General features: G+C 64.8%; 20 protein-coding genes. 8 read left to right on the top strand and 12 right to left on the bottom strand.

Annotation, left to right across the window (positions count from 1 at the left end; translation table 11 throughout):
• Positions 1-21 precede the first annotated feature (21 nt).
• From A3K89_RS23335 to A3K89_RS23315, 5 genes are all read right to left on the bottom strand, one after another.
• Complete coding sequence (locus A3K89_RS23335) at positions 22-501, bottom strand: hypothetical protein (protein WP_068431412.1); 480 nt, start codon at positions 499-501, stop codon at positions 22-24.
• Positions 498-2,885, bottom strand: a complete 2,388-nt coding sequence (locus A3K89_RS23330; protein WP_068431513.1) for a molybdopterin oxidoreductase family protein — start codon at positions 2,883-2,885, stop codon at positions 498-500. Before A3K89_RS23330 ends, A3K89_RS23335 begins: the two co-directional genes overlap by 4 nt.
• Positions 2,886-2,972: 87 nt before the next feature.
• The gene (locus tag A3K89_RS23325; protein WP_174551499.1) at positions 2,973-5,114 is read right to left on the bottom strand and encodes a heavy metal translocating P-type ATPase; all 2,142 of its coding nucleotides are present in this window, start codon (positions 5,112-5,114) and stop codon (positions 2,973-2,975) included.
• Between the two features lie 43 nt (positions 5,115-5,157).
• Positions 5,158-5,442, bottom strand: coding sequence for a DUF1490 family protein (locus A3K89_RS23320; RefSeq protein ID WP_068431406.1), 285 nt, complete (start codon positions 5,440-5,442; stop codon positions 5,158-5,160).
• A 105-nt stretch (positions 5,443-5,547) separates the two neighbouring features.
• Positions 5,548-6,168: a TetR/AcrR family transcriptional regulator gene (locus A3K89_RS23315; protein ID WP_068431403.1), complete on the bottom strand. Its 621-nt coding sequence runs from the start codon at positions 6,166-6,168 to the stop codon at positions 5,548-5,550.
• Between the two features lie 191 nt (positions 6,169-6,359).
• On the opposite strand from A3K89_RS23315, the gene A3K89_RS23310 reads away from it, so the two are divergent.
• The 3 genes from A3K89_RS23310 to A3K89_RS23300 are packed head-to-tail and all read left to right on the top strand — an operon-like array spanning position 6,360 to position 9,773.
• Positions 6,360-7,163: an SDR family NAD(P)-dependent oxidoreductase gene (locus A3K89_RS23310; RefSeq protein WP_068431400.1), complete on the top strand. Its 804-nt coding sequence runs from the start codon at positions 6,360-6,362 to the stop codon at positions 7,161-7,163.
• Between the two features lie 37 nt (positions 7,164-7,200).
• Positions 7,201-8,733 (top strand): acyl-CoA synthetase, encoded by a 1,533-nt coding sequence (locus tag A3K89_RS23305; RefSeq protein WP_068431398.1) that lies wholly within the window; start codon positions 7,201-7,203, stop codon positions 8,731-8,733.
• Between the two features lie 44 nt (positions 8,734-8,777).
• Positions 8,778-9,773 (top strand): LLM class flavin-dependent oxidoreductase, encoded by a 996-nt coding sequence (locus A3K89_RS23300; RefSeq protein ID WP_068431397.1) that lies wholly within the window; start codon positions 8,778-8,780, stop codon positions 9,771-9,773.
• A gap of 45 nt (positions 9,774-9,818) precedes the next feature.
• Here the strand turns inward: A3K89_RS23300 and A3K89_RS23295 are convergent, their stop codons facing one another.
• The 5 genes from A3K89_RS23295 to A3K89_RS23275 form a co-directional block, all read right to left on the bottom strand.
• Complete coding sequence (locus A3K89_RS23295; RefSeq protein WP_068431396.1) at positions 9,819-10,394, bottom strand: GNAT family N-acetyltransferase; 576 nt, start codon at positions 10,392-10,394, stop codon at positions 9,819-9,821.
• A gap of 40 nt (positions 10,395-10,434) precedes the next feature.
• On the bottom strand, positions 10,435-11,757 hold the full coding sequence (locus A3K89_RS23290) for a competence/damage-inducible protein A (protein ID WP_068431393.1): 1,323 nt from the start codon (positions 11,755-11,757) through the stop codon (positions 10,435-10,437).
• Between the two features lie 39 nt (positions 11,758-11,796).
• Complete coding sequence (locus A3K89_RS23285) at positions 11,797-12,555, bottom strand: ABC transporter ATP-binding protein (RefSeq protein ID WP_068431391.1); 759 nt, start codon at positions 12,553-12,555, stop codon at positions 11,797-11,799.
• Positions 12,552-13,517 (bottom strand): FecCD family ABC transporter permease, encoded by a 966-nt coding sequence (locus A3K89_RS23280; RefSeq protein WP_068431390.1) that lies wholly within the window; start codon positions 13,515-13,517, stop codon positions 12,552-12,554. Before A3K89_RS23280 ends, A3K89_RS23285 begins: the two co-directional genes overlap by 4 nt.
• An 83-nt stretch (positions 13,518-13,600) precedes the next feature.
• Positions 13,601-14,647 carry an ABC transporter substrate-binding protein gene (locus A3K89_RS23275; RefSeq protein WP_068431389.1) on the bottom strand — a complete coding sequence of 349 codons (1,047 nt, stop codon included), beginning with the start codon at positions 14,645-14,647 and terminating at the stop codon, positions 13,601-13,603.
• Between the two features lie 176 nt (positions 14,648-14,823).
• Here A3K89_RS23275 and A3K89_RS23270 point away from each other — a divergent pair, with 176 nt between their 5' ends.
• On the top strand, positions 14,824-16,104 hold the full coding sequence (locus A3K89_RS23270; RefSeq protein WP_068431388.1) for an MFS transporter: 1,281 nt from the start codon (positions 14,824-14,826) through the stop codon (positions 16,102-16,104).
• Between the two features lie 29 nt (positions 16,105-16,133).
• On the opposite strand, the gene A3K89_RS23265 is transcribed toward A3K89_RS23270, so the two are convergent.
• On the bottom strand, positions 16,134-17,765 hold the full coding sequence (locus tag A3K89_RS23265) for a PucR family transcriptional regulator (RefSeq protein ID WP_068431512.1): 1,632 nt from the start codon (positions 17,763-17,765) through the stop codon (positions 16,134-16,136).
• Between the two features lie 131 nt (positions 17,766-17,896).
• Here A3K89_RS23265 and pruA point away from each other — a divergent pair, with 131 nt between their 5' ends.
• The 3 genes from pruA (at position 17,897) to A3K89_RS23250 (ending at position 21,890) form a co-directional block, all read left to right on the top strand.
• On the top strand, positions 17,897-19,540 hold the full coding sequence (gene pruA, locus A3K89_RS23260; protein ID WP_068431385.1) for an L-glutamate gamma-semialdehyde dehydrogenase: 1,644 nt from the start codon (positions 17,897-17,899) through the stop codon (positions 19,538-19,540).
• Positions 19,540-20,502 carry a proline dehydrogenase family protein gene (locus tag A3K89_RS23255; RefSeq protein ID WP_068431511.1) on the top strand — a complete coding sequence of 321 codons (963 nt, stop codon included), beginning with the start codon at positions 19,540-19,542 and terminating at the stop codon, positions 20,500-20,502. Before pruA ends, A3K89_RS23255 begins: the two co-directional genes overlap by 1 nt.
• Positions 20,503-20,564: 62 nt before the next feature.
• Entirely contained in the window at positions 20,565-21,890 is a 1,326-nt protein-coding gene (locus tag A3K89_RS23250) for a diacylglycerol/lipid kinase family protein (RefSeq protein ID WP_068431382.1), read from the top strand.
• Here the strand turns inward: A3K89_RS23250 and A3K89_RS23245 are convergent.
• Complete coding sequence (locus tag A3K89_RS23245) at positions 21,875-23,563, bottom strand: SulP family inorganic anion transporter (RefSeq protein WP_068431510.1); 1,689 nt, start codon at positions 23,561-23,563, stop codon at positions 21,875-21,877. The two genes, A3K89_RS23250 and A3K89_RS23245, sit on opposite strands and share 16 nt — an antisense overlap.
• Before the next feature lie 397 nt (positions 23,564-23,960).
• Between A3K89_RS23245 and A3K89_RS23240 the strand changes: the two genes are divergently transcribed.
• The gene (locus A3K89_RS23240) at positions 23,961-24,542 is read left to right on the top strand and encodes an Rv1733c family protein (protein ID WP_068431380.1); all 582 of its coding nucleotides are present in this window, start codon (positions 23,961-23,963) and stop codon (positions 24,540-24,542) included.
• Positions 24,543-24,587: the final 45 nt, after the last annotated feature.

The following is a 24,587-nucleotide window of genomic DNA, read 5'->3' as shown; positions in this document are numbered from 1 at the left end:
CTCGCAACGACTTCAGTTGCTTCAGCTTGCGAGCACCTGTGGTGACAGTGTCTTCAGCATCCCGTTCGCCCATCGCATCTGCCGCAGAGTGTCGGGGTGACAGCGCTGGCACAGGTCGATCAGGTCTGTATCGCCGACCGCTTGCGCTCCTTGCGCGAGCAGCTCCCAATCGAGGGACACCCCGGCGGCGGCACGGTGCAGATGCCTGAGATCCATCAGCAGCACCAGGGCCGGTTCGGGTCGTCGGCCGAGCAGGGTGCTGATCTGTTCTTGCACAGTGGTACCGAGTGCCGCAGTGCGAGGTTCAGCGTCGAGGTCGAGTTCGTAGTGCCGCCCATGTTCGGCCAGGGCTGCGAGATGGTCGATCGACCACCCGCGGATGTCGAGGGCGACGTGATGGACTTCCGGTTCGACGCGGTGGCGGGCGGCGATGGTCGACAGGATTCGTGTCAGTTTGGCCTCGGAGCGATGGAGTTCTCGCAGCGCCAACGCAATCTTCATGACCTGGCCTCGTTTCTCGACTTCTCGAACGGCGACCGAGTCGCCGTCGTGTCGTCGGAGGACCCCGCCACGCGGTCGATGTCCGCAGCGGAGGTCTTGAAGATAGGTTGTTTCGACGCAGGATCCCAGTCGGTGATGGTCATTTCGTTCGCGGCTCTCTCGTGTCTTCCGCCGTCGTGCGAGTCCCAGTAGCCGTAGTGGAACGGCACGAACAGAACTCCGGGCCGAATATCGGTGATTCGGACACGAGCGTCGATGTGCCCACGAGGGGAGCGCACCCTCGCCAGATCGCCTTCGGAGATCTGATGCTCGCGCGCGTCCCCCGCGGACATTTCCACCCATACTTGTGGTGCGGCGGCCTGCAGCTGCGGAGCGCGCGCCGTCTTGGTTCGAGTGTGGAAGTGGTACAGGGTGCGTCCGGTGATCAACGCGAACGGATACTCGACACTCGGCCGTTCGTGCGGCGGAAGATACTCCGCGGCTTTGAAGATCGCTTTTCCGTCCGGGTTCATCGCGCGATACTCGGTCGGTTCGACGGGGGTGCCGGTGACGAGGTCCTTGCCGTAGCTCTCGCAGTAGTCAGGGGAGGCGGCGAACTGACCGTTCTCGTACAGCCTCTCGGTGCCGTTCGGCCGATCCGCAGTGCAGGGCCACTGAATTCCGCTGCCGCCGCGCAACTGTGCGTATGTGAGCCCGGTGTAGTCGCACGGGCGTCCCGCACTGGCTTTTTTCCACGCTTCGAATGCGGATTCCGGGTCCTGCCAATGAGGCAACGGATTGTCGTCCTTGTCTCGGAAGTCCATTCGACGTGCGTAGTCCAGAAAGATGTCCAGATCGGCGCGCGCGTGTCCGGGCGGTTCGACGGCTTTGTCGGACAGGTGGACGGTTCGGTCGGCATTGGTGAAAGTACCGAGCTTCTCGCCCCAGGTCGCGGCCGGGAGAACCACATCGGCGAGTTCGGCTGTCTCGGTGAGGAATATGTCCTGAACCACCAGGAACAGGCGCTGCTGAGACAGAATGGATCGAATCCGGGACAGCTCCGGTAGCGAGACCGCCGGGTTGGTGGCACTGACCCACAGCATGCGGATCGAACCTTGTTCGACGTAGCGGAAGATCTGCATGGCGTGGGTGGGAGGGGAGTAGTGCGGGATGCTGTGCATCTCGAGGTTCCACAACTGCGACAACTGTTGCACGTGCGTGTCGTTGGACCAGTTTCGAAAGCCCGCGAGGTCTCCGTCGGCACCGCATTCGCGAGTGTTCTCGGCGGTGGGTTGCCCGTTCATCTGCAATAGCCCGCACCCGGGTTTGCCGAGCATGCCGCGCAGCAGGTGCAGGTTGTTCACTTGTACCGCGGCGGCGGTGGCCTGATGCGATTGGTAGAAACCCTGCAGAACCGTCGAAAGCAGACGGTCCGCGGTACCGACCAGTTCGGCAGCACTGCGAATGTCGTCCGCGGACACGCCGCAGATATCGGCGACCCGTTCGGGGGTGTAATCGGCGAGGCGCGAAGACAGTTCGTCGAAGCCGACCGTGTGCGCGTCGATGTAGTCCTTGTCGATCCACCCGGAGGCGATCACGTGATGCAAGAGCCCGTTCATCAACGCCACGTTCGTGCCGGGCAACGGCGCGAGATGGATGGTCGCTGCCCGGGCGACGGGGGTGGGACGAGGATCGACACACAGAATGCGAGGTGGATCCTCTCCCGCGAGTCGGTCGAGGATGCGTGACCACAACACCGTCTGGGTTTCGGCGACATTGTGACCGAACAGCGCGATGACGTCGGCGTGATCGACGTCGGTGTAGCTTCCGGGTTGCCCGTCGCAGCCGAACGATTCCTTCAGGGCCTCCGCCGCGGTGGCCGTGCACAGGCGGGTGTTGCCGTCGACGTGGTTCGTGCCGATCGCCCCGTGTGCGATCACTCCCAGGGTGTAGTACTCCTCGAGGAACAGTTGCCCGCTCGTGTAGAAGCCGAGCGCACTGGGCCCTTGCTCGTCCAACAGGGCGCGACTGCGGTCGACGATTCGGTTCATCGCGGTGTCCCAGTCGGTTTCCACCAGTTCACCGTCGACGCGAATCAGCGGTGTCGTGAGACGATCGCGTGACGCATTGGCCTGCCACCCGTAAAGGTCTTTGGGTCCGAGACGGCCGTGGTTGACCCGGTCGTCGGCCCGACCACGAACCCCCACGATGGAGCCGTCCTTGACCGCGATGTCCATGGCATCGCCGTTGCTGTGCAGAAGCGACGCCGATTGAACCCAGGCGTCGACGTCCGCGTCGGACACTCCGTCGGCAAGATGAGTGTCCACGCGTACCGGCCACCGCTCGCCGCGGGAGAAGGGGGTGCGCTCACCCCACGGCTCGGTGATCCGGTTCACAGTAGTCACGACGTGCGCGTACCCGCGGTACCTGCCTGCAAACACCGCTCCGACACGTGGTCCTCACAGGTGAACGAACCGATGGTCGAGTAACGCTCACAGTCGGTAACGAATGAGCCGGGAACTGTTGCCCACCACCGCAACCGAGGAAGCGTTGTGCAGAATTGCCGCCAGCACGGGGGAGAGGGCGCCTCCGGCGCTGACGATCAAGCCGACGGCGTTCACGGCAATGGACATTCCGTAGTTCTGTCGGATGACCGACACCGAATGCCTGCCGAGGTCGCGGACGTCGAGTAGTCGGTCCAGGTCGTCGCTGGCGAGTGCGACGTCCGCGGTCTCGACGGCGACATCGGTCCCCGCCAATCCCATTGCGATACCGATGTCGGCGACGGCCAGCGCGGGCGCGTCGTTCGTGCCATCACCCACCATGGCGACGACATAGCCCGCTTCCTGCAGCTCGCGTACGGCTTCCAATTTCCCGTCCGGCATGACCTCGGCCCGCCACTCGTCGATGCCGAGTTCGGCAGCCACTGCAGCCGCCGTTTCCGGGTGATCACCGGTGAGCATGACGATGCGTTCCACCCCGTCGGCGCGTAGCTCGTTCAGGACGCGCAATGCGTTGGCGCGCACCTCATCTCGCAGACTGATCAGACCGACCAGAGTCCCGTCGACCGCGAGGAGCAGGGGAGTCTCGGCCTCGCGCTGCAACCGTGACACCCAATCGGCTGCCTTCTCCGATACATCGACGTTCTCGCTGCGCAGGAGCGACGGGCTGCCGAGAAGCAGTGTCCGCCCATCGGCGACCGTGCGCATTCCCAAGCCGACGAGGACCTCGCATTCCTCGTGCGGAGGAATTGCGATATGGCGTTCCTCCGTGGAGCGAATGACGGCTTCCGCCAACGGATGACGGGAATGGATCTCCGAACTCGCGGCGTATGCGAGAACTTGCTCCGGTTCCCAGGCGTCGTGAAAGGACACGACGTTCGTGACGACCGGGCGGCCGACGGTCAACGTACCCGTCTTGTCGAACACCACGGCATCGACGCGGCCCGCAAGCTCGAGATGCGAGCCGCCCTTGATGAGAATGCCTCGCCGAGCACCGTTTCCGATCGCCGCGCTGATCGCCGTGGGCGTCGACAAGCCCACCGCGCATGGGCATGCGACGAGCAACATCGTCATCGCACGCCGCACATCACGGGTCACCAGAAGCGTCAGCGCCGACAGGATGAACGACGCAGGAACGAAACGCCTCGAGAAGTTCTCGCCGACGGTCTGGATCGGCGCACGGTCCTCCTGCGCCTCCTCGACCCGCGCGATGATGCGGCCGATCGTGGTGTCACGCCCCACGGCGGACGCCCTCACGACGATGCGGCCACGAATCACGACAGAACCGGCGTGGATGCGGTCGCCGGCGGTGATCGACACGGGCAGCGTTTCACCCGTGATCGCCGACTGGTCGATCACCGCGTCGCCGTCGACCACCGTCCCGTCGACAGGAACGCCGACGTGATCGTGGACGACGACGTCGTCACCGACTTCGAGACGGTCGACGTCGACAGAGATCTCGGAGCCGTCGGCGAGCCGGATCCACGCGGTGTCCTGGGTGCCGCTGAGCAAATCGGAGATGGCCCGCCGGGTTCGCTTGAGCGTCAACTCCTGCAGGTATTCGCCGATGTTGAGCAGCCACAGAACGGTCAGAGCGACGACGTTCTCCCGCAACACGAGGCTGGCAACGGTTGCCGCGCTGACCAGTGCGTCGGTACCTGCTGCTCGACTGCCTGCCAGAGATCGCAGCGCGCCTTTGAGGAACGGATAGCCGGTGAAGATCGTGGCGCCCGTCGCGACGACTCGACTGGTGGGGCCCAGAATCGGCGGGCGTCGAAATGCATACCGGCGCAGTCCCAACAGGACCAGCGCAGCGCCGCCGATGGTCATGCGAAGGACGTCGCCGTTGGTGACGTCGGCAGAACGAGGACTGCGCGCAGGCACCAGTGCCCAGGCCGTGTCACGGCCGGAGGCGACAGCCGAGAACAACTCCGCGCGGTCGAGGCGAGCGCGCGAGTACCACACGACGACAGACGCAGTGCGCGGATACACGTGCACCGCGCGGACGCCGTGGACTTTGTCGACGTGATCCTCGATGGCCACCGCGCGTCCAGGGCTCGACTTCAACCAGTCGACGCGTAGCCGTATCCGGCCGGCCGCGTCGGACAGGATCTCGAACCCCTCAGGGAGCACATCGTGTTGCGGTACAACCGAAGTCGACACGGTATGCCCGGTGTCAGTGCGAATGTCCGTGTCCGGTCTCGGATACCACGGGAGGAGGCACGTCCTCACCGAGGCGGTCCCGAGCTTCGGCGACGACGTCGGACACCGCGAGACGCGCAGACTCCGCCTGTACCTCGGCTTTTCGTGCTGCGCGGAGTCCGACCTCGGTGACCGACACCGCGACCTTACGAACAGGCGCTTTCTCGTACAACTTCTTCGCACCGTTGTATGCGGCGACGCCGACCGCACCCGTCACGACCGTCGATACTGCTTTCGCGACGATGATCGGAAACGCCATGGTTCGTACTCCCTCGGTCGAGATTGCCGCTTGCTGACAATCGTTGTCGATAGCTCAGCGTAGCGGTGGCTTGGGCATGGCGCCTACCGACGCCGGATGATTCGGTCAGATTGCGTCGAAGGCTTGTTCGAGAAGGGTCTGCGAACGCGTCATGTCGGGGTCGGTGCCGTCGAGCAGGTTGTCCAGGCCTTGTTGGGCGATCCCGTCGAATGTCAGGTAGATCAGCTGTTGGGGCAGCCGAGCTGGTTCACCACGCAATTCGCAGTAGCGGCTCACGACGTTCCACACCATGTCGGTTCGCCTGGCTTCGATCTCGCTCACCTCTGCGCGCAGCGATGCTTCGTAGCGGGTCTGGTTACGCAAGTCGTACCAGAGCCGGTGTAACGAGGAATCGGACTGCAGCGTCGTGACGAACATCGTAGAGAACATCTGCCGAAGTTCCTCGGCCGTAGTCGCAGAGGCGACTGCCTCGTCGTATCGCGTGACGCACACGCCCTCGTAGATCCGCACAGCCTCGGCGATGAGGTCCAGTTTGTCTCGAAAGTAGTAGTGCAGCACTCCATGGGAGAACGACGAGTTCTGTGCAATCTCGCGCAGGCTGGTGCGTGCGTACCCCAGCTCGGCGAGTGTGATGAGGGTGGCTGTAGCAAGCTCGACGCGCCGTGCCGCGAACTTCTCCGGGCCGCGTGCGCCCGTCCGCGCGTCCAGTTGCGTGGCATCGGTCATCGACCGAGTGTACGGCGCTAGTCAGGGCTGGTGTGCATCTCAGGTACGTCGTGGAGGCCAATTTGGACACGTGTCCAAAATCCTTGACAGTTGTCAAACAAGCCTCGTAATGTGACGACGATCTCATTCATTCAGAACTATGCCGGGTGTTGCACCGTCGCGTTGCGGTCTGTCGAGAAAGAGGCACATTCATGACCAGTTACGACCTTTCCGGCCGAACGGCCCTCGTCACCGGGGCCGCACAAGGGCTGGGCGCCGGTATGGCTTCAGCGTTGGCGCAAGCGGGAGCGGCGGTCGCCGTCGCGGACATCAACGACGACCTGGGCCGGGAGACGGTGGACAACCTTCGATCCACGGGCGCCAAAGCCGAGTACTTCCACCTCGACGTCCGTGACGATGCGGGGTGGGAGACAGCGACGTCGGCGGCCGTGGCCGCGCTCGGCGGACTCGACATCGTCGTCAACAACGCCGGTGTCGAGGTGACCGACCTCCTCGTCGACTTGGACGCCGAAGCAGCGTCGGCGCTGCTGACCGTGAACATCCTGGGGACGGCGCTCGGCATCAAGCACGCCTTCCGAGCCATGCGCCCGGGTGGGGCAGCCGGCGCCGGTGGTTCGGTGGTCAATATCGCCTCGGTCGCGGCGACGATCGCGTTCCCCGGTATCGCGATCTACTCGGCGTCCAAGGCGGGTATCGATCGTCTGACCCGGGTGGCCGCGGCTGAATCCGGCAAGCTCGGCTACGGCGTGCGCGTCAACTCGATCTATCCGGGACTCACGCCGACGGCCATGGGCAACAAGCTCGCTGTCGAGACGGCAGCGTTGGGACTGTTCGAGTCGCCGGAGGCCGCCGCAGGCGCGGTCGCGGAGCTCACTCCGCTGGGGCGTCTCGGCCAGATCGACGACATGGCCGACGCCGTGGTGTTCCTGTCTTCCGACGCCGCCAAGTTCATCACCGGTGCCGGACTTCCCGTCGACGGCGGGATGGGGATGTGAACCGCGTGTCCGCCAGTTCGACGGCGGGAGTTCCCTTGTGACGCTTGCTTTCTACCTCGACAAGGGTGCGTCCCTCGGCCCGGACGCGCCGTGTCTCACGCTGAACGGCGAGTCCTTGTCGTACGGAGACGTCGTCGCTCTGTCGCAATCGGTGGCCCGGTCGTTGAGACGGGCCGGCGTGATGCCCGGGGACAAAGTGGGGATTCTTTCGGCCAACCACCCGACGTCGTTCGCGTGTGTGTTCGGCATCGCCCGGTCGGGGGCGGTCTGGTGCCCCATCAACCCGCGGAACGCTGCACAGGAAAACGCCGACTTGCTCGACTTGTTCGACTGCACGACGCTACTGTTCCAGCCGGCGTTCGACGAACTGGTTGCCGAGATCGCGCCCCGGCTGTCCAGGCTCACCACCTTGGTGCGGTTCGGCGAGTCCGACAGTGTCGCTGAGGGTTTCGACGACTGGCTCGCCGCGGCAGCCGATGACGATGCGCCGGACGCGACATCTGCCGACGATGTCGTCGCACTCGTGGGCACAGGCGGTACTACCGGCAAGTCCAAGGGCGTCATGCTCACCGACGGCAATCTGCAGACGATGACATCGATCGTGCTGATGCAGTATCCGTTCGTCGGCCGTCCCCGGTACCTCGCGCTGGCACCGCTCACTCATGCGGCCGGGGTGTTGTGCTTCCCCATCATGGCGCTGGGTGGGGAGATAGTCGTGATGGACCATCCCGACGTAGGCGAGTTCCTTGCGCTGGTCGCGCGTCACCGGATCACACACACCTTTCTGCCGCCCACGTTGATCTACATGACACTGGCACACGAGAGGCTCGACGCGACGGATCTGTCGTCGTTGCAATGCTTCTGGTACGGGGCGGCGCCCATTTCGAGCGCACGCCTCGCCGAAGCGCTCGAACGGATCGGCCCGATGGCACAGCTGTTCGGCCAGTCCGAGGCGCCGATGATGATTTCGACGCTGTCGCCCGCTCAACACCGTCGCCCCGACGGGAGCATCGACGACGCACGCCTGACGAGCGCCGGCTACCCGTCGCCGTTGGTGATGGTGGCGATTCTGGACGAAGCCGGAAACCCGGTCCCGACGGGGGCCAGGGGCGAAGTCTGCGTCCGCGGACCGCTGGTGATGGCCGGATACTTCCGCAATCCCGAAGCGACCGCCGCTGCGTCGGCGCACGGATGGCACCACACCGGCGACATCGGCTACCTCGACGACGACGGTCTGCTCTTCATCGTCGACCGCGCCAAGGACATGATCATCACCGGCGGCTTCAACGTGTATTCCGCAGAGGTGGAGCAGGCGCTCATGGCCCACGATGCCGTCCGTGACTGCGCAGTGATCGGTTTGCCCGACGACAAGTGGGGCGAGCGCGTCACTGCTGTGGTCCTGCTCCACGAGGGTGCGTCCCCGGCGCCGAGTGAACTCATCGCCTTCGTCAAGGATCGGGTCGGATCGGTCAAGGCGCCCAAGCAGATCGAGGTGTGGCCTGACCTCCCGCGCTCGACCGTCGGGAAAATTCTCAAGACCGAAATCAGGTCGACCCTGGTCGCCGACTGAGCCGCACCCATCGATCCATACAGACCTCACGAGGAGGAACACACATGTTCGAGCTTGCTTTGTACTTGCCCAACTTCCGCGAGAAGATCACCGTCGCCGAACTCGAGGACCTCACCAGCCTGGCGGAGGAACTCGAGTACGAGTCGGTCTGGACCCTGGACCGAATAATCGTCCCGGAGGCCTCCGACCGCGCCGAGATGGAATACGCCTTCGGGATGATGCACGAGCTGCCCAAGCAACTGCCCGTGTCCTCGCGGGGCGAATTCCTACAGGGCTTCCCGTTGCTGCCGTGGCTGGCGGCCAAGACCAGCACCATTCGAATCGGGATGAGTATCATCGACACCCCGTACCGCGCGCCGGGCGTCTTGGCCGCCGAACTGGCGACGATCGATCACCTGAGCAACGGTCGACTCAACGTTGCAGTCGGATCCGGTTGGATGCCAGAGGAATTCGCGGCCGCCAGCGCGAGTCATATTTTCCCGCGTCGCCATCAACACCTGCGAGAGACGATCGAGATCCTGCAGGGTATCTGGGCCAACGATGTGTTCGAGTACCACGGCGAATTCGCCGATTTCGGCCCCAGCGGATTCGGAGCGAAGCCGCTGCAGACTCCGCGTCCGCCAATGTATTTCAGCGGTCTCAAGGACGCCGAACGCGCAGCCAAGCGAGTCGCCAGGTACGGTCTCGACGGCTGGATCGGCATTCAGGACTCTCCCGAAGAGATCGCAACCTGGCGCGCCGGAATCGCAACGGAACTCGACAAACTCGACACGGCACGAACGGTCGACGACCTCGACATCGCGACCATGATCTGGACCGTGATCACCGACGTCGACATGGACGACACCCCGGCTGGTAAGGCGACCAACCTGCTTGTCGGATCCGAACGTCAGGTGACCGACAAGCTCAAGCGGTACCGCGAAGCGGGCCTGACGAAGCTCCTCGTGTGGCCGCCCTTCGCCGATGTCCCCACGCCGAAGACGATGGACGACATGAAGCGCCTGAAGAACGACATCCTGCCGAAGATCGAGGCGATGTAGTTCACGGCGTAGCCCGCGTCGCATCATCTACCGTCGCGACGCGGGCTACCCGTGCAGTTGTCTGCGCATGACCACCCGGGTGAATCCACCGGAGACCGCGGACGTCTCGGCCGCGAACACGAAGCCCGATGCTTCGAACAAGCTGCGGGTTCCGACGTAGGCCATCGTCGGATCGACCTTCTCACCCCTGTTGTCGACCGGATATCCCTCCAGCGCCGGCGCACCGTGGTGTGCAGCGAATTCGACGGCGCCGTCGAGAAGGACGTGCGAAACGCCCCGTTTGCGGTATCCCGGGCGGACCCGGATACACCACACCGTCCAGACCGCCGACGCGTCGACGTGCGGTATCTTCCGTGACCGAGCGAACGGCAGTTCGGCCCGCGGCGCCACCGCAGCCCAGCCGACGACCTCGTCACCGGCATAGGCGAGTACTCCCGGTGCAACGTCTCGGTGAGTCAACGTCTCGACGTAGGCGCCGCGCTGCACACCGACGAGTGATTTGTTCGTCTTGGCGTCGAGTCGGTGACTGAGGCACCAGCACACCGAAGACGACGGGTTCTTGGGCCCGAGTACGGTACTCAGGTCGGTGAACGACGTTGCCGGCCGGACCGAGAAACTCACGCGCCACAGCGTAGCGTGAACGCAACGGTGACGTGGTCGATCAGGTGTGCTCCGACGACTGGGAACCGGGCTCCATTCGATGATCAGGTGACAACGCGTCGGCAAGCATGTGCATCGCCGCGGTGGTGGAAAGCGAACGCACACTGGCTCGGTCGCCGGGGAGACGCAGCGTCCGGGTGATGGTGGGCCGGTCGGCGAACGCGAGTGCGAGGCACACGGTGCCGACGGGTTTGGTCTCGGTGCCGCCTCCTGGTCCTGCGATGCCGCTCGTGGAGATTGCGACGTCGACGTTCATCGTCTTCAGCGCGCCTTCCGCCATCATCGCCGCCACCTGCTCGCTCACGGCACCGTGCTCGTCGAGAATGCCGGCGGGGACGTCGAGGAGGCTCGTCTTGACCTCGTTGGCGTAGGACACCACGCCGCCTGTGACATACGCCGACGAGCCTGCGCGATCGGTGAGACGGGCGGCGATCATCCCGCCCGTGCACGATTCTGCCGTGGCGATCCGTCGCCCAGCCAGGTGACGCGCGATTATGTCGTCGACGGTGGACCCGTCGGTCGAAAAGATCTGTGCGCCATGGGCGTCGTCGATGAGGCCTGCCAGAGTCGAATACGTGTCCGCCGCGGACTCCTCGTATCGGGTGACGATTTCGAGCTCCCCGAGCCGTAGGCAGGTGGTGATTTCCAGATCGTCGAATCCCGTCATCCGGCTCTCTGCCGTCCGCAACGTCGCGGCAAGGTCGGCCTCCGACAGCCCATAGGCGCGAATGGTGTCTTGCCGGATCCGCGCTCGGCGGGCCAGTACCTCGGCGACCGGTGTGCTCTCGACGGCATCCGGCCACATCGCCTGCAGTTCGCGAGGCGGGCCCGGCAATACGAGAACGGCAGGTAGTGAACGAGATTCGTCGGCGGGCATCGCCACGCCGGGTGCCGTTCCCCTCGGCGGGATGGATTCGGCACCGTGTGGAACCAGAGCCTGCTTGCGGATCCCCGCCCGTAGCGGTTCGGAGTCGGTCGACGAGCTCAGTCGGCTTCGCCATCGCTGCACGATTGCGTGGATGCGTTCCTCGAGTTCGACGTCGACGTGCAGTTCCCGGCCGTACAGGGCGGCAACCGTCGCCACGGTCAGATCGTCGGCGGTCGGACCGAGGCCCCCGGTGGTGACGATCAGGTCGACCTGCTGATCCGCGAGAAATCGGAGCTGCGCGGTCAGGTCACCGGGCCGATCCCCGCAGATGGTGATGTGCGCGACGTCGACGCCCATCTCCAGTAGCTGCTTGGCCACCCACGGGCCGTTTCTGTCGGTGACCCGGCCGGAGAGAACTTCCGTTCCCGTGACAACGACACCCGCTCGCACAGTCATCGTTCGACTTTACGTCCGACCGTCGGTCGGTCGCGCACCTCAGATTCCGAACCGGATGAAAACCCGTCGGTCGTCGTCGACCTGAACCCGGGCGCGCACGTTGTAGACCTCTTCGATCAGTTCTTCGGTCAGCACCTCGGACGGAATTCCGGTTGCGACGACCCGGCCTCGAGACAGAACGATGACCTTGGTGCAGAACATCGCCGCCAGGTTGAGGTCGTGCAGTGCGACGACGCTCGTGATGGGCAACCGGGACACCAGTGACAGCAATTCGAGTTGGTGTTGGATGTCGAGGTGATTGGTCGGCTCGTCGAGCAACAATTCCCGCGGTTCCTGCGCGAGTGCTCGGGCGATCTGTGCACGTTGCCGTTCACCACCGGACAGTTGATGCCACAGCCGGTGTGCTTTGTCGGTGAGGCCGGTGTGCGCCAGAGCGGCGTCGACGGCACGCTGGTCTGCCGTGGCGTTTCCGCCGAATGCGCCGCGGTGGGGGATTCGGCCGAGTCGCACGACGTCGGCGACGGTGAGATCGAAATCGGTGTCGGCGTGTTGACTCACGACCGCAACCACTTTCGCGATGTCGCGACGACGCACCGCGTTCATGTCCGCGCCGTCGAGCGTGACCACACCCGAGGTCGGTTTCACCGCACCGTTCATCAGCTGCAGAAGCGATGACTTGCCGGATCCGTTCGGGCCGAGCAGGCCGACGGTGTCGCCGGGCTCGGGCGTGAGAGAGACGCCGTCGACGACGAGCGCTGCGCCGCGCTGCCAGCGTACGTCGGTAGCTGCGAGTGTCACGTCGACCTTTTCCGTCGGGCGAGGATGGCGATGAACGCGGGAACACCCACGAGTGCGGTGCCGACTCCGACAGGCAGAGGAGTCGGGGCGAACGCGACGCGTGAGACGGCGTCGACCCACACCATGAACACGGCACCCATGACCGCGGTCACCGGAATCAGTCGCTGGTGACGAGGTCCGACGAGAAACCGTGCAGCATGCGGCAATACGAGGCCGACGAACCCGATGGCACCTGCAACGCTGACAAGCGTCGCGGTGATCAGTGCCGTGACGACGAGGAGCGCCGTTCGTGCTGTGCGGACGTCGATTCCGAGCGACGACGCGACCTCGTTGCCGAAGCTGAACGCGTCGAGCACGAACGCGTAGTAGAAGCAGATGCCGACGCCGACCGCGACGACTGCCACGCACAGGACGACGTCGTTCCACCGGACGCCCTCGAGCGATCCGAGCAGCCAGAACATGACGCCCCGAGTCTCGTCGGAGTCGGCGAAGGCAAAGATGACCAACGATGTCAGGGCCGAGAACAGTTGCGTGCTGGCCACACCCGCGAGAATGACGCGGTCGTGGTTTCCTCCGGACAGGTTCGCCAGCAAGAGGACGAGACCGAACGCCACCAGGGCGCCGATGAACGCACCGCCGGACAACCCCAGTGCTGCCCCGCCGACTCCGAGAACTCCGACGATCACCGCTCCGGTGGACGCGCCGGAGGAGATGCCGAGCACGAACGGATCGGCCAACGGATTGCGCAAGAGGGACTGCATGATGACGCCGCAGATGCCGAGACCGCTGCCGCACGCCGCGGCAACCAGGCTTCGAGGTAGACGTTCTTCCCAGACGATGGCGTTCTTGGACACCTTGACCGGAATGTCGGTCAGTCCGAGATGATTGGTCACGATGTCGCGGACGTTGACCAACGACACGTTCGCCGGCCCGAGTGTCATCGCCGCGGCAACGGACAGCAGCAGTAGCGCCAGCCCGCTTCCGATGACGACGGGGAGACCGACCTGTCGGCGCGCACCACGCGCGTCGACCGTGGTCTGCGTGCTCAGGACGGCGAACCGATCTCGCGAAGGCCCGCAACGACCTTCTCCACACCGTCGACCATTCTGATCGACGGGTTCATCTCGGCGCCGTGCAACGAGATGTAGCGCTTGTCCTGGACCGCACGCATCGTTCTGGTCACCGGATCGGATTCGAGAAACGCGATCTTGTCTGCAAGTACATCGCCGGGGAATCGCGCACGCAGCAGGTCACCGAGGACGAGCACGGATGGGTCGCGGTCCACCACGGTTTCCCAGCCGACCGCGGGCCAGTCGTCTTCGATGTCGGAGAAGACGTTGGTGGCGCCGACGGTGGTGGCGATGAGGTTCGCCGAGCCGCGGCCGCCGGCGATGTAGGGGCTCTTCGTGTCGGCGAACCAAAACGCCATGGTTTCGCCCGAATCGGTGATGTCCTGCGTCGCCGAATCCATGCGATTCTGCAGTTCGGTCACGAGTGCGGTGCCGCGGTCCTGAACGTCGAAGATCTCGGCGAGTTCGGAGATCTCCTGGTAGAGAGAGTCGATCGTCAGCGGGGTGGTTCTCTTGTTGCCGCCGTTGATGCTCACTCCGTTGTCACAGTCCGTCGGCGACAGGTAGGTCTGCGCCCCGGTCTCTGCGAAACGACTGCGTTCGGCGACGCCACCTTCCTTGAAGTGGCGTCCGAACGATGCAGTGACGAAGTCGGGTTCGGCGTCGAGCACCACTTCGTAGGTGGGGGCGTTGTCTGCCAGTCTCGGGACCTCGGCGTTCGCGGCCGCGAGATTCTCCCGTACGGGATCGGTCCACGACGCGGTGCCGACCATGCGGTCCTGTAGTCCGAGCGAGAGCAGAATCTCGGTGGAGTTCTGATCGAGGGAAACCACCCGTTGCGGAGGCGTGTCCACCGTGACCGACTGCCCGCAGTTGTCGATGACGAGCGGATACGAGGTGTCGCCGTTTCCGGCCACGGCGTCGGTCTGAGAAACGGCCTCGGATTCGCCACATGCGGTGAGCAGGCCGGCGAGCAGGGCGACGGTCGACAGGACGCCGACGCGTCTGGAGAGTGCACTCACTGTAGGAAACTCTTTCGACGAGACCGATGCGTGAGTGGACGCGGCGTTGCTGCGCCATTCACTCGCGCAGAACGTACGTGGCGACGAACGCGGATAGGCTAACCTATCCCGCGCGGTGAAGTCACATCGATCCGCACCGGTAACGTCCCTGTCGGCAACATCGGTCGACGAGGGAGATGTGCGTGGCCGCGGGCCCTGACACTCGAGCACGAAAATGGGGCTGGTCGTTCATCGTCGAGATGAGGCGGGCCAGCCCTGCGATTCGTTTGCTCGTCCTGACCCAGTTGACGTTCAACGTCGGGTTCTTCATGGTGCTGCCGTACCTGTCGGTGCACTTGACCGGCGATCTCGGTCTCGGCGCAGCCGTGGTCGGCGTCGTGCTCGGAGTGCGGACGTTCTCGCAGCAGGGGCTCTTCTTCGTCGGGGGGACTCTGTCCGATCGATGGGGCGTCAAGCCCGTCGTCCTCGTCGGCTGTGTCGTGCGCGTGGCGGGGTTCCTCGGCTTGTCCGTGTCGGACTCTCTGGCCGGCGTGCTCGCCTCGACGGTTGCCGTCGGATTCGCGGCGGCTCTGTTCTCGCCCGCGGTCGAATCCGCGATAGCGACCGAGGCGGGCAAGAGTGATCGCGACGGCGGACCCGGCCGAGTGCAGACATTCGCGTTGCTGTCGGTGTGCAATCAGATCGGATCGTTCACCGGTCCCTTGGTGGGATCGCTCTTGTTGCTCGTCGATTTCCGGCTCGCGTGCGTGGTGGCGGCGTTGATTTTCGTCGGAGTGCTTGCGGCGCACCTGAAGTGGCTGCCCCGAGAGCCGGGCGAGCATCGGGGGGACTCCTGGCTCGCGGGGTGGAACGAAGTGGTGCACAACAGGGTGTTCGTGCTGTTCGCGCTCGCGATGAGCTCCCAGTTGATCGCCTACAACCAGCTGTACCTGTTGCTCCCTCTCGAAGTCGAACGTGCGTGGGGTTCGCAGTCGGTGCTGGGGTGGTTCTTCGCCCTGTCCGCGGTGTTCGTGGTGTCGTCGCAGATGTTCGTTACCAGGACGGTCGGCCGCAGGCCACCGCGCGTGGTTCTGTCGATCGGTTTCGTGGTGATGGCACTGTCGTTCGTGGTCGTCGCGCTCGCGACGCCGCTGCAGCTCGACGGTCTGGTGGGTCTGCTCCCGGCCGCCGTGTTCGTCCTCGTGCTCGCGCTCGGACAGATGGTCACACTGCCGCAGGCGCGCGATCTCGTTCCTCGCCTCGCTTCCGAGAGGCGTTTGGGCTCGTACTACGGATTCATGGCGTCGCTGGGTGGCATCGGCGTGCTCGTCGGGTCGGTTGTCGTCGGTGCCGTCGTCGATGCGGTGCCGGACACCGGGTGGGCGTCGGGATCACCCTGGCTCGTGGCCGCCGCGTTCCCCGTCGTGAGCGCCTCGAGCATGCGGGCGATCCTGAAGAGGGTTCCGGCCCCGGAGTAAGGCATTTCTCGTCGACGGATTGCGTATATTCATCGTCCGGGTGAGTTACGCGGCAGCGCGAGCTGCAGTTCGAGCAGCAGCCGGTCCGCTCGGTCGGACAGGTCGATCCCCACGATCTGCTCGACACGACGGAGGCGATAGCGAAGTGTGTTGGGGTGCACCTGCACTCGCCGAGCAGCCGCGCGCACGTCACCGTGCTCGTACAGAAACGCCTCCACGCTCTGTCGTAACGACGAGCCCTTGTTCTCGTCGTACTCGAACAACGCCTGCACGCGCGGGTCGTGCAATTCGGGATGGCTGTGGAGCACCGTGAGGGACTCGCCGAGCAGTACCGCGGTCATCGATTCCGCCAATGTCGTGACGCGTGTGCCCGTCGTCGACGTCGCGGTGCCGTTCAGTACCCGGTCCACTTCGGTCCGCGCTGCCGCGACGCGGCCGGGATGCTCGATGTCGAGCGCAATTGCCGCATGGAGGACCGCGCGGTATCTGGTCTCGAAGTGCGCGACGAGCTGACGAGTCCACGCCGTCACGGCGGTGGGCGACGAATATCGGGGGAGTAGAACGTAAGCGCGCTCGTCGACGATGGTCGCAATCGAGTCTCGTCGAAACGCGCTCGCATGTAGTCGCAGAGCGCTTCCCATCGTCGCAAGATCCGCGACGGGCGCCGAGGAGCCCGGTACGAGGGCGAATCCGATCACCGCGCCAGGGCCGTCGACCGGTAGACCGAGAGCGCTCGCGATCGACGGCACGTCGACGCCGGTGCCTCGCGCACCGAACAAACGCTGAATCAGAACGCCGTGGGTGGTCGACGCGTCGAGTGTTCTCGAGATGAGTGTCGCCGCGATCGCCGACGCTCCCCGCAGCACATCGGCTGCATCGTCGGAAAACGCAGTGTTGCCCTGCTGCAGCCAGATCGTCCCGAGGTTACGTGGCGGGAGGGTTCCGTCCAGCGACGGCTGTCGAATGCTCACCGCCAGACGGTGTTCGGTACCGAGTTCGTCGTGCGGAGGGATGTCGACGACGTCGTCGCTGTCGCGAAGGCGATCGAAAACTCCCCAGTCCCGCAGCGCGCGCAGATAGTCCTGCGGCCCCTCGCGTCCCAGAATCGACAGTGTACGAAGCTCGTCCGCGGTCTCGTCGGACGCTGAATAGGCCAGGACATGCGAGTGCACGTCCTCGATCGACACCATTCCCGACGCGTTGTCGGCGGTGATGCGCGCCAGGTCGAACAGGTCTGTCTCCGCGGCGAGCAAATCGGGGTCGCCGACGCGGGTGCGCCGAAGAACCCGCTGTATCAACGGAAACAGTTGATTCCATCGCGCGTCAGGGTGCACGGCCACCAGGGCCACGCCGGCTCGACGGGCTGCAGCGGCCATCGACGACCGACGTGCAGCGTGTTTCGTCATCACGACCTTCGGCCGGGCCTCGGGTGCCGTCGAGCCGAGCGAGTGCAGCCACGTGACGGCGTCGTCCTCGTGGACGCCGACCAGGAGATAGACGTCCGACAACGGCGTGCGGGCGTTCCGGCCTGCGACGAGCTCGTCGCCGTCCACCAATTCGGCCGTGGTGACGACGACGTCATCGCCGGTCGGCGCTTCCAACAGACCGACGACGGCCGAGTCCAGCGCGTCGAGAAGTGCACCCAACGTGACGACGTCCATGTGTTCGACGGTACGAATTCTGCCCGGAAACTTCGGCCGATCGGCTGAATTTCGCCGTCGCGAATCGATGTTGACTGCTATCAGGACGACCACCGCGGCGAGATGCCGCCCTGTTTCGAGGAGGACGCATCATGGACGCGATCACGAACACTCCGCGGCCGACCAACGAGCCCGTCGGGTCCTTCGAACCAGGAAGCGCGGAACGCACTCGACTGCAGGACGCACTGGCCGAACTGTCGAGTGCGCATACCGAGATCAGCCACGTCATCGGAGGGGAGCACCGGCGCAGTCCGGGCCCGACGATCGACGTGGTGCAACCGCATCGGCACGCCAGTGTTCTCGGCACCTTCACGCTGCCGACGGACACCGACGTTTCCGACGCCATCACCGCTGCGTCCGATGCCGCACCCACATGGCGTGCCCTGTCGTTCGACGATCGCGCAGCCGTCTTTCTGCGTGCAGCGGACCTACTGGCCGGACCATGGCGTGAAAAGATCGCTGCGGCAACGATGTTGGGACAATCCAAGACTGCGTATCAGGCGGAGATCGATGCGCCGTGCGAACTCGTGGATTTCTGGCGTTTCAACGTGCATTTCGCCCGGCAGATCCTCGAGGATCAACCGGTCTCGTCTCCGGGTGTATGGAACAAGGTCGAGTACCGTCCTCTCGAAGGGTTCGTGTACGCGATCACGCCGTTCAACTTCACCGCCATCGCAGGGAACCTCCCGACCGCGCCGGCGCTCATGGGAAACACCGTCCTGTGGAAGCCGTCGGGAACCCAGTCTCTCGCCGCCTACTGGACGATGAGGCTGCTCGAAGCGGCGGGCCTGCCGCCTGGTGTCATCAATCTGGTCAACGGGCACGGACCCGAGGTCTCGAACGTCGCGTTGTCCGATCCCCGTCTCGCCGGGATCCACTTCACGGGATCGACAGCGACGTTCAAGTCACTGTGGCAGCAGGTCGGACACAGCATCGGCAGCTACGACTCCTACCCTCGGTTGGTCGGTGAAACCGGTGGCAAGGATTTCGTGCTCGCGCACAGCAGTGCCGACCCCGACGTGCTCACCACCGCATTGATCCGCGGCGCGTTCGACTACCAGGGCCAGAAGTGTTCGGCAGCATCGCGTGCGTTCGTTCCGGCGTCGGTCTGGTCGGCGATGGGCACCGACCTGATCGACAAGGTGCAGTCGCTGTCCTACGGCGACGTCACGGACTTCCGCAATTTCGGTGGCGCCGTCATCGACAAACGCGCATTCGATCGCAACGCGGCCGCCTTGGAGCGAGCCAAGGCAACCCCGAGTCTGACGATCGCAGCCGGTGGTGGCGTCGACGACCGTGTCGGCTATTTCGTGGAGCCGACGGTTCTGCTCGGAGACGACCCCACCGACGATGCGTTCCGTACCGAGTACTTCGGGCCGATCCTGTCCATCCACGTCTACGACGACTCCAGGCCACGCGCGTTCGACGACATCATCGACGTCGTGGACACGGGCTCGGCGTACGCACTCACCGGTTCCGTCATCGCCGACGACCGGGCTGCAGTGGCGAAAGCTGCCGAGGGACTTCGGTTCGCGGCGGGCAACTTCTACGTCAACGACAAGCCGACGGGCGCTGTCGTCGGCCAGCAGCCGTTCGGCGGCGCGAGGGCGTCGGGAACCAACGACAAGGCAGGGTCTCCGCTGAACCTGTTGCGGTGGGCGTCCGCACGGACGATCAAGGAAACGTTCGTTCCCCCGACCGACCACTCGTATCCGCATCAGAAGGAGGAGCTGTGATTCCGTTCTCCACTCTCGTCCGGCCGGTGCTGCTGGCTGCGGCTCGGTCTTCACGCATCGAACGCACCGTCACGCGGGTACCGGTGACCAAGAAGGTCGTCGACAGATTCGTCGCAGGCGACACCGAGGACGATGCAGTGCGAGCAGCAGCCGCGATCCTGTCGTCGGGGCGTGACATCACCGTCGACTTCCTCGGCGAGGACACCGGAGAACCCGCGCAAGCGACGGCGACCGTCGAGCACTATCTGACCTTGCTGTCCGCTCTGGCGCAGCTGCCGCTACCGAGGACCGGCGTCTCGACTCGTTCGGTGGAAGTGTCCGTGAAGCTGACGGCTCTCGGGCTGTGTTTGCCCGAGGACGGCCCTCGGATCGCACTCGACAATGCTCGCAGAATCTGTTCGGCAGCAACAGAAGTGGGCGCGCGGGTCACCATCGACGCCGAGGATCACACCACAGCCGAGTCGAGGCTCGACATCGTGCGCGCACTGCGCGAGAACTTCCCGACGGTCGGAACGGTGCTGCAGGCGTACCTGAAGCGAACCGAACAGGATTGTCACGACTTGGCCGGACCGGGATCACGAATTCGCCTGTGCAAGGGGGCATACGACGAACCGGCGTCGGTGGCCTATCGGGAAGCGCAGTCGGTGGACGAGAGCTACCTCGTGTGCTTACGAATCCTGATGTCGGGCAGGGGATACCCGATGGTGGCCACACACGATCCCGTGATGATTTCCGCTGCCCAGCGACTTGCCGTCGGCGAGAATCGCTCGTCGAACGACTTCGAGTTCCAGATGCTCTACGGAATACGCGACGCCGAACAGACCCGGCTCGTCGAGGAGGGGCACCGAGTTCGGGTCTACGTGCCGTACGGGACCGAATGGTACGGATACTTCATGCGTCGACTTGCCGAGCGGCCGGCCAACCTTGCCTTCTTCTCACGGTCTTTGATCTCGAACAGCTGACAACGACGGCCGTCGATGGCGGAAGATGGACCGGGGTGGCGTCGAAGTCGGGGGGAGGGTCGATGAGCGGGAACGGAAGTCGACGGTGGTCGGCACGTGCGGCCATACTGTTCGCTGCCGCGGCGTCCGTCGTTCCGGTGGTGTTCGCCGGCGTGCTCGGGACCGTTGCGCTCGTGCTCGTGGGTGTAGGCGGAGTCGTCGTCACGGTCGCCGCGTTGTACTGGTTTCTCACTCGGCGCGGATTGTTCCGGTGGTTGGGGCTCGGAATCGCGATCGCTGCGCCGATCGTCATGCTCGCGTTGTTCGTACGATCCCGTCTGTTCTGGGTCGTGTTGCTGTCCTATGCGCTCGCGGCGCTGGCCGTCGCGTGTGCCCGTCGCGCTTTGCGGCAACGACGTGCCGAGGCGAGCATGCCCGAGTACGACGTGCCCCCGCCGCAACGCCCGTTCGTCGTCATGAATCCGTATTCGGGTGGCGGAAAGGTCGAGAAGTTCGATCTGAAGCGCAAGGCCGAGGAACTGGGCGCGGACGTCGTCCTGTTGGAGGGGCCGGGCACTGTCGACGTCACGGCGTTGTCCGAACGAGCGGTCGAGCACGGGGCAGACCTGCTCGGGGTGGCAGGTGGCGATGGGACGCAGGCGCTGGTTGCCGCCGTCGCGGCGGAACATCACGTGCCGTTCCTGGTCATCAGTGCAGGAACTCGCAACCACTTCGCCATGGACCTCGGACTCGACCGTATCGATCCGTCGCGATCACTGGATGCTCTGCGCGACGGGGTCGAACTGCACGTCGATCTCGGGTTCATCAACGGTCGGCCGTTCGTGAACAATGCGTCGTTCGGCGTGTACGCCGAGATCGTCCGCAGTCCTGCCTATCGCGACGACAAGACTGCCACGGTGTTGAAGATGCTTCCGGATCTGCTGACCGGAAACGAGGGGCACCGGTTGGTCGCGCGAATCGGTGACACGACGGTCGAGGGCCCGCAGGCAGTTCTGGTGAGCAACAATCCGTACGGCAGTACCGATTTGGCGGGCCTGAGTCGCCGAGACCGTCTCGACCGGGGCGTCCTCGGCGCGGTCACCGTGTCCGTGGCCAACACGAGACAAGCCGTCGGCTTGTTGCGTCGCACCAACATTCACGGGCTCACGCAGAACACTGCCGTCGAGGTCACCGTCGCCGCCGACGCCACTCGGATCCCGGTAGGAGTCGACGGTGAATCTCTCGAGCTGGCGACACCCGTGCGGTGCATCGTCGAACCGGGCGTGCTTCGCGTGCGGGTCCCCAGGTCGAGACCAGGCGTACGACCCGCAACTCCGCTATTCGATTGGGTTGGATTGTGGCGCTTGGCGTTTCGTCCGAATGCCTTGTCCGATCAGGCGCGATCCTGAAAGGCGGCCACCGCCGACTCGACGGTGGGGAAGAAGTGCGTTGCGTCGAATCTGTCGCCGACACCGAATCGGATCAGACGATCCTTGATCGGACCCTTCATCTCGGCGAACGCCAGACGAATCCCGTTCCCCTCCAAGTAGGTGTCCAGGTCGACCAGCTCGTCGACTGCGGTCGTATCGAGTCCGGTGATCGGTTCGGCAGCGACGACGACCCATTCGACCGGAGTGGGTGCGTCGGCGACGACGGACCGTACGTATTCGTCGAAAATCTCGCCGTTGGCGAAGAACAACGGTGCATCGAACCGCACCAGCACCAGCCCTGGAATGCGATGCCCTGCCGGATGGCGCTCGACGTCGTGGAACCCCGCGCGATCGGGCAGGCTGATCAATTCGGTGCGATACGGCTGCCACGCCCGAGCGACGACCGCGACGAACGACAGGCCGATGGCAACGAGAATTCCCTGCAGTACGCCGACGAGGGCCACCCCGAGGAATGCTGCGATCGCGAGACCGAATTCGACCGTGCTCATGCGCCACAGTCGAACCAACCCCTTCACGTCGACGAGCGCGGTCGCCGCCACGATCACGACGGCCGCGAGAGCTGCGTCGGGGAGATAACTCGTCACCCCGGGAGCCACGAGTACGAACACCAGGACCGCGACGGCGCCGACGACGCACGCAAGTTGCGTCCGGGCGCCGCTCTGTTCGGCAACCGGTGTTCGAGATCCACTCGCCGAGATGGGGAATCCGCCGAACAGTCCGCCGGCGACGTTCGCGACTCCGACGGCCTTCATCTCGGTGCTGCCGTCGACATCGTCGCCACGCCGAGCAGCGAAGGTGCGGGAGAGAACGCCTGTGTCGGCGAACGCAATCAGGGCGATACCGGCTGCGGGTCCGACGAGTCGCCCCACATCGCCCCAGTCGACTCCGCCGAACGACGGCAGCGGTAGTCCTGCCGGCAATGCACCGACCATTCCGATTTCGTCGGTGAGTCCCAACGCAGCGGACGCGACGACAGCGCCGACGACTGCGACGAGCACACCCGGCACCCGGGGTGCCCCGAGCCGCAGTCCGATGATGACAACCAGCGATGCCACGCCTACTGCGGCGGCAATCGGATCGATCTCGCCCCGTGCGACCGACGTCGCTATCCCTCCGATTTCGCCGACGAGGCCTGTTGCGTCCACCGAAAATCCCAACAGCTTGGGGAGCTGGCCGACCACGACGATGAGCGCGATTGCGTTCAGGTAGCCGAGTCGGATGGGTTTGGACAGGAGCTGGGTCACGAACCCGAGCCGGAGAAAACCTCCGATGAGCAACACCAGTCCGACGAGGACGCCGAGGATGCCCGCGAGGGCGAGTGCGCTTTCCGGGTCGTCCGCGACGGCCAACGGCGCGACCGCGGCGGCGATCAACGGTGCCAGTGACGAATCCGGGCCCAGGACAAGTATTTTCGACGGTCCGACCAGCGCGTAGGCGAGGAGCGGAACGATGGTCGCGTAGAGGCCGGCGTACGCCGGCAAACCGGCCGCCTCCGCGTACCCCATCCCCGCCGGAATGAGCAGGGCGGTGAGGACGAGCCCGGCGGTGATGTCAGGGCGCAGCCACTCCCGACGATAGTCGCGCGCGGTCGCGATACCGGGTAGCCGGCTGAGGATCGGTTGTCCGGGCACGACGGTCACGACTTTCGAACGCGCCGCGGATCGACGGCCGCAGTGATGGGTGCGGCACCGTCCGGCCCGAGTTCGTCGACTTCATCCACTGCCCACACCCCCACTTCCGGCTGTGGGCCGAAGCCTGCCGTCGAGCTGAACGCGGCCCCGCCGACCCCCGTCCCGGTGGTGTCATTGTCCGCCGATCGAGCAGGTTTCGTCGTACAACGGCGAGTTTTGCACCGTCGTCGAGCGAAGACAGTCGAGTGCTATTTACCGCCGCCCATGAGCTCGGAAGCTACGGCGCATTCCGGTGGACCAACGCGGCAACCTACGTGACTTTTGTCCCTGACCCGGTCGTGTCGAGTCGATAAGACTCGATCGTGGGGCGGTACGAGGGGCAGGTGGCAGCCGAATCATGAACCTGGATCGCATGGTGCGGTGGTGGCGACTGGCGCCGTGGAGCAGCAATTCGTTGATGCGACGTGGGGATCGAATGACCTCTCTCGCAACGGTGATCGCAGTAGGTTTCGTGTTGTTGCTGGTACCTGTCGCCGCCGTGTTCGGATCGTCGACCTATTCGAGGCTGGGCGCGGAATCTTCGCTGGACAGCGCGCATGTACACCCGGCCCAGGCAACGGTCGTGGACGTTCCTGCACCGGTGACTGCGCCTACGGAATTCGCGGTCGTCATGCAGAGCTACGCTGAGGCGAGATGGAGGGTCGCCGACGTCGAACATTCGGGACGCGTGCAAGTACCGATCGATGCTGTACAGGGACAGACGATTCCGATCTGGGTCGACGACGAGGGTAGCTGGACTCGGCCTCCCAGGAAGGGCATCGAGAATGCAGCGTTGGGAGTATGTGCTGCACTGGGAATCTGGGCAGCGGGGAGCGTTGTCGCGGCGTGCGGCGTAGGGGTGGTGCGAGTGACTGCCGCGAGCGCCAATTCGAAGAGGTGGACTCGCGAATTGCGGCGCCTCGAACGCTTGACTGGGTGAAGGGTGGATTGCTGGTCCCTGGTCGGCGGCTCCTGTCTCACGGTA

This window comes from Rhodococcoides kyotonense, assembly GCF_001645385.1.
Taxonomy (GTDB): Bacteria; Actinomycetota; Actinomycetes; order Mycobacteriales; family Mycobacteriaceae; genus Rhodococcoides; species Rhodococcoides kyotonensis_B.
The sequence above is the reverse complement of the archived record's forward strand: the minus strand, read 5'-3'. Positions and strand labels throughout refer to the sequence as shown.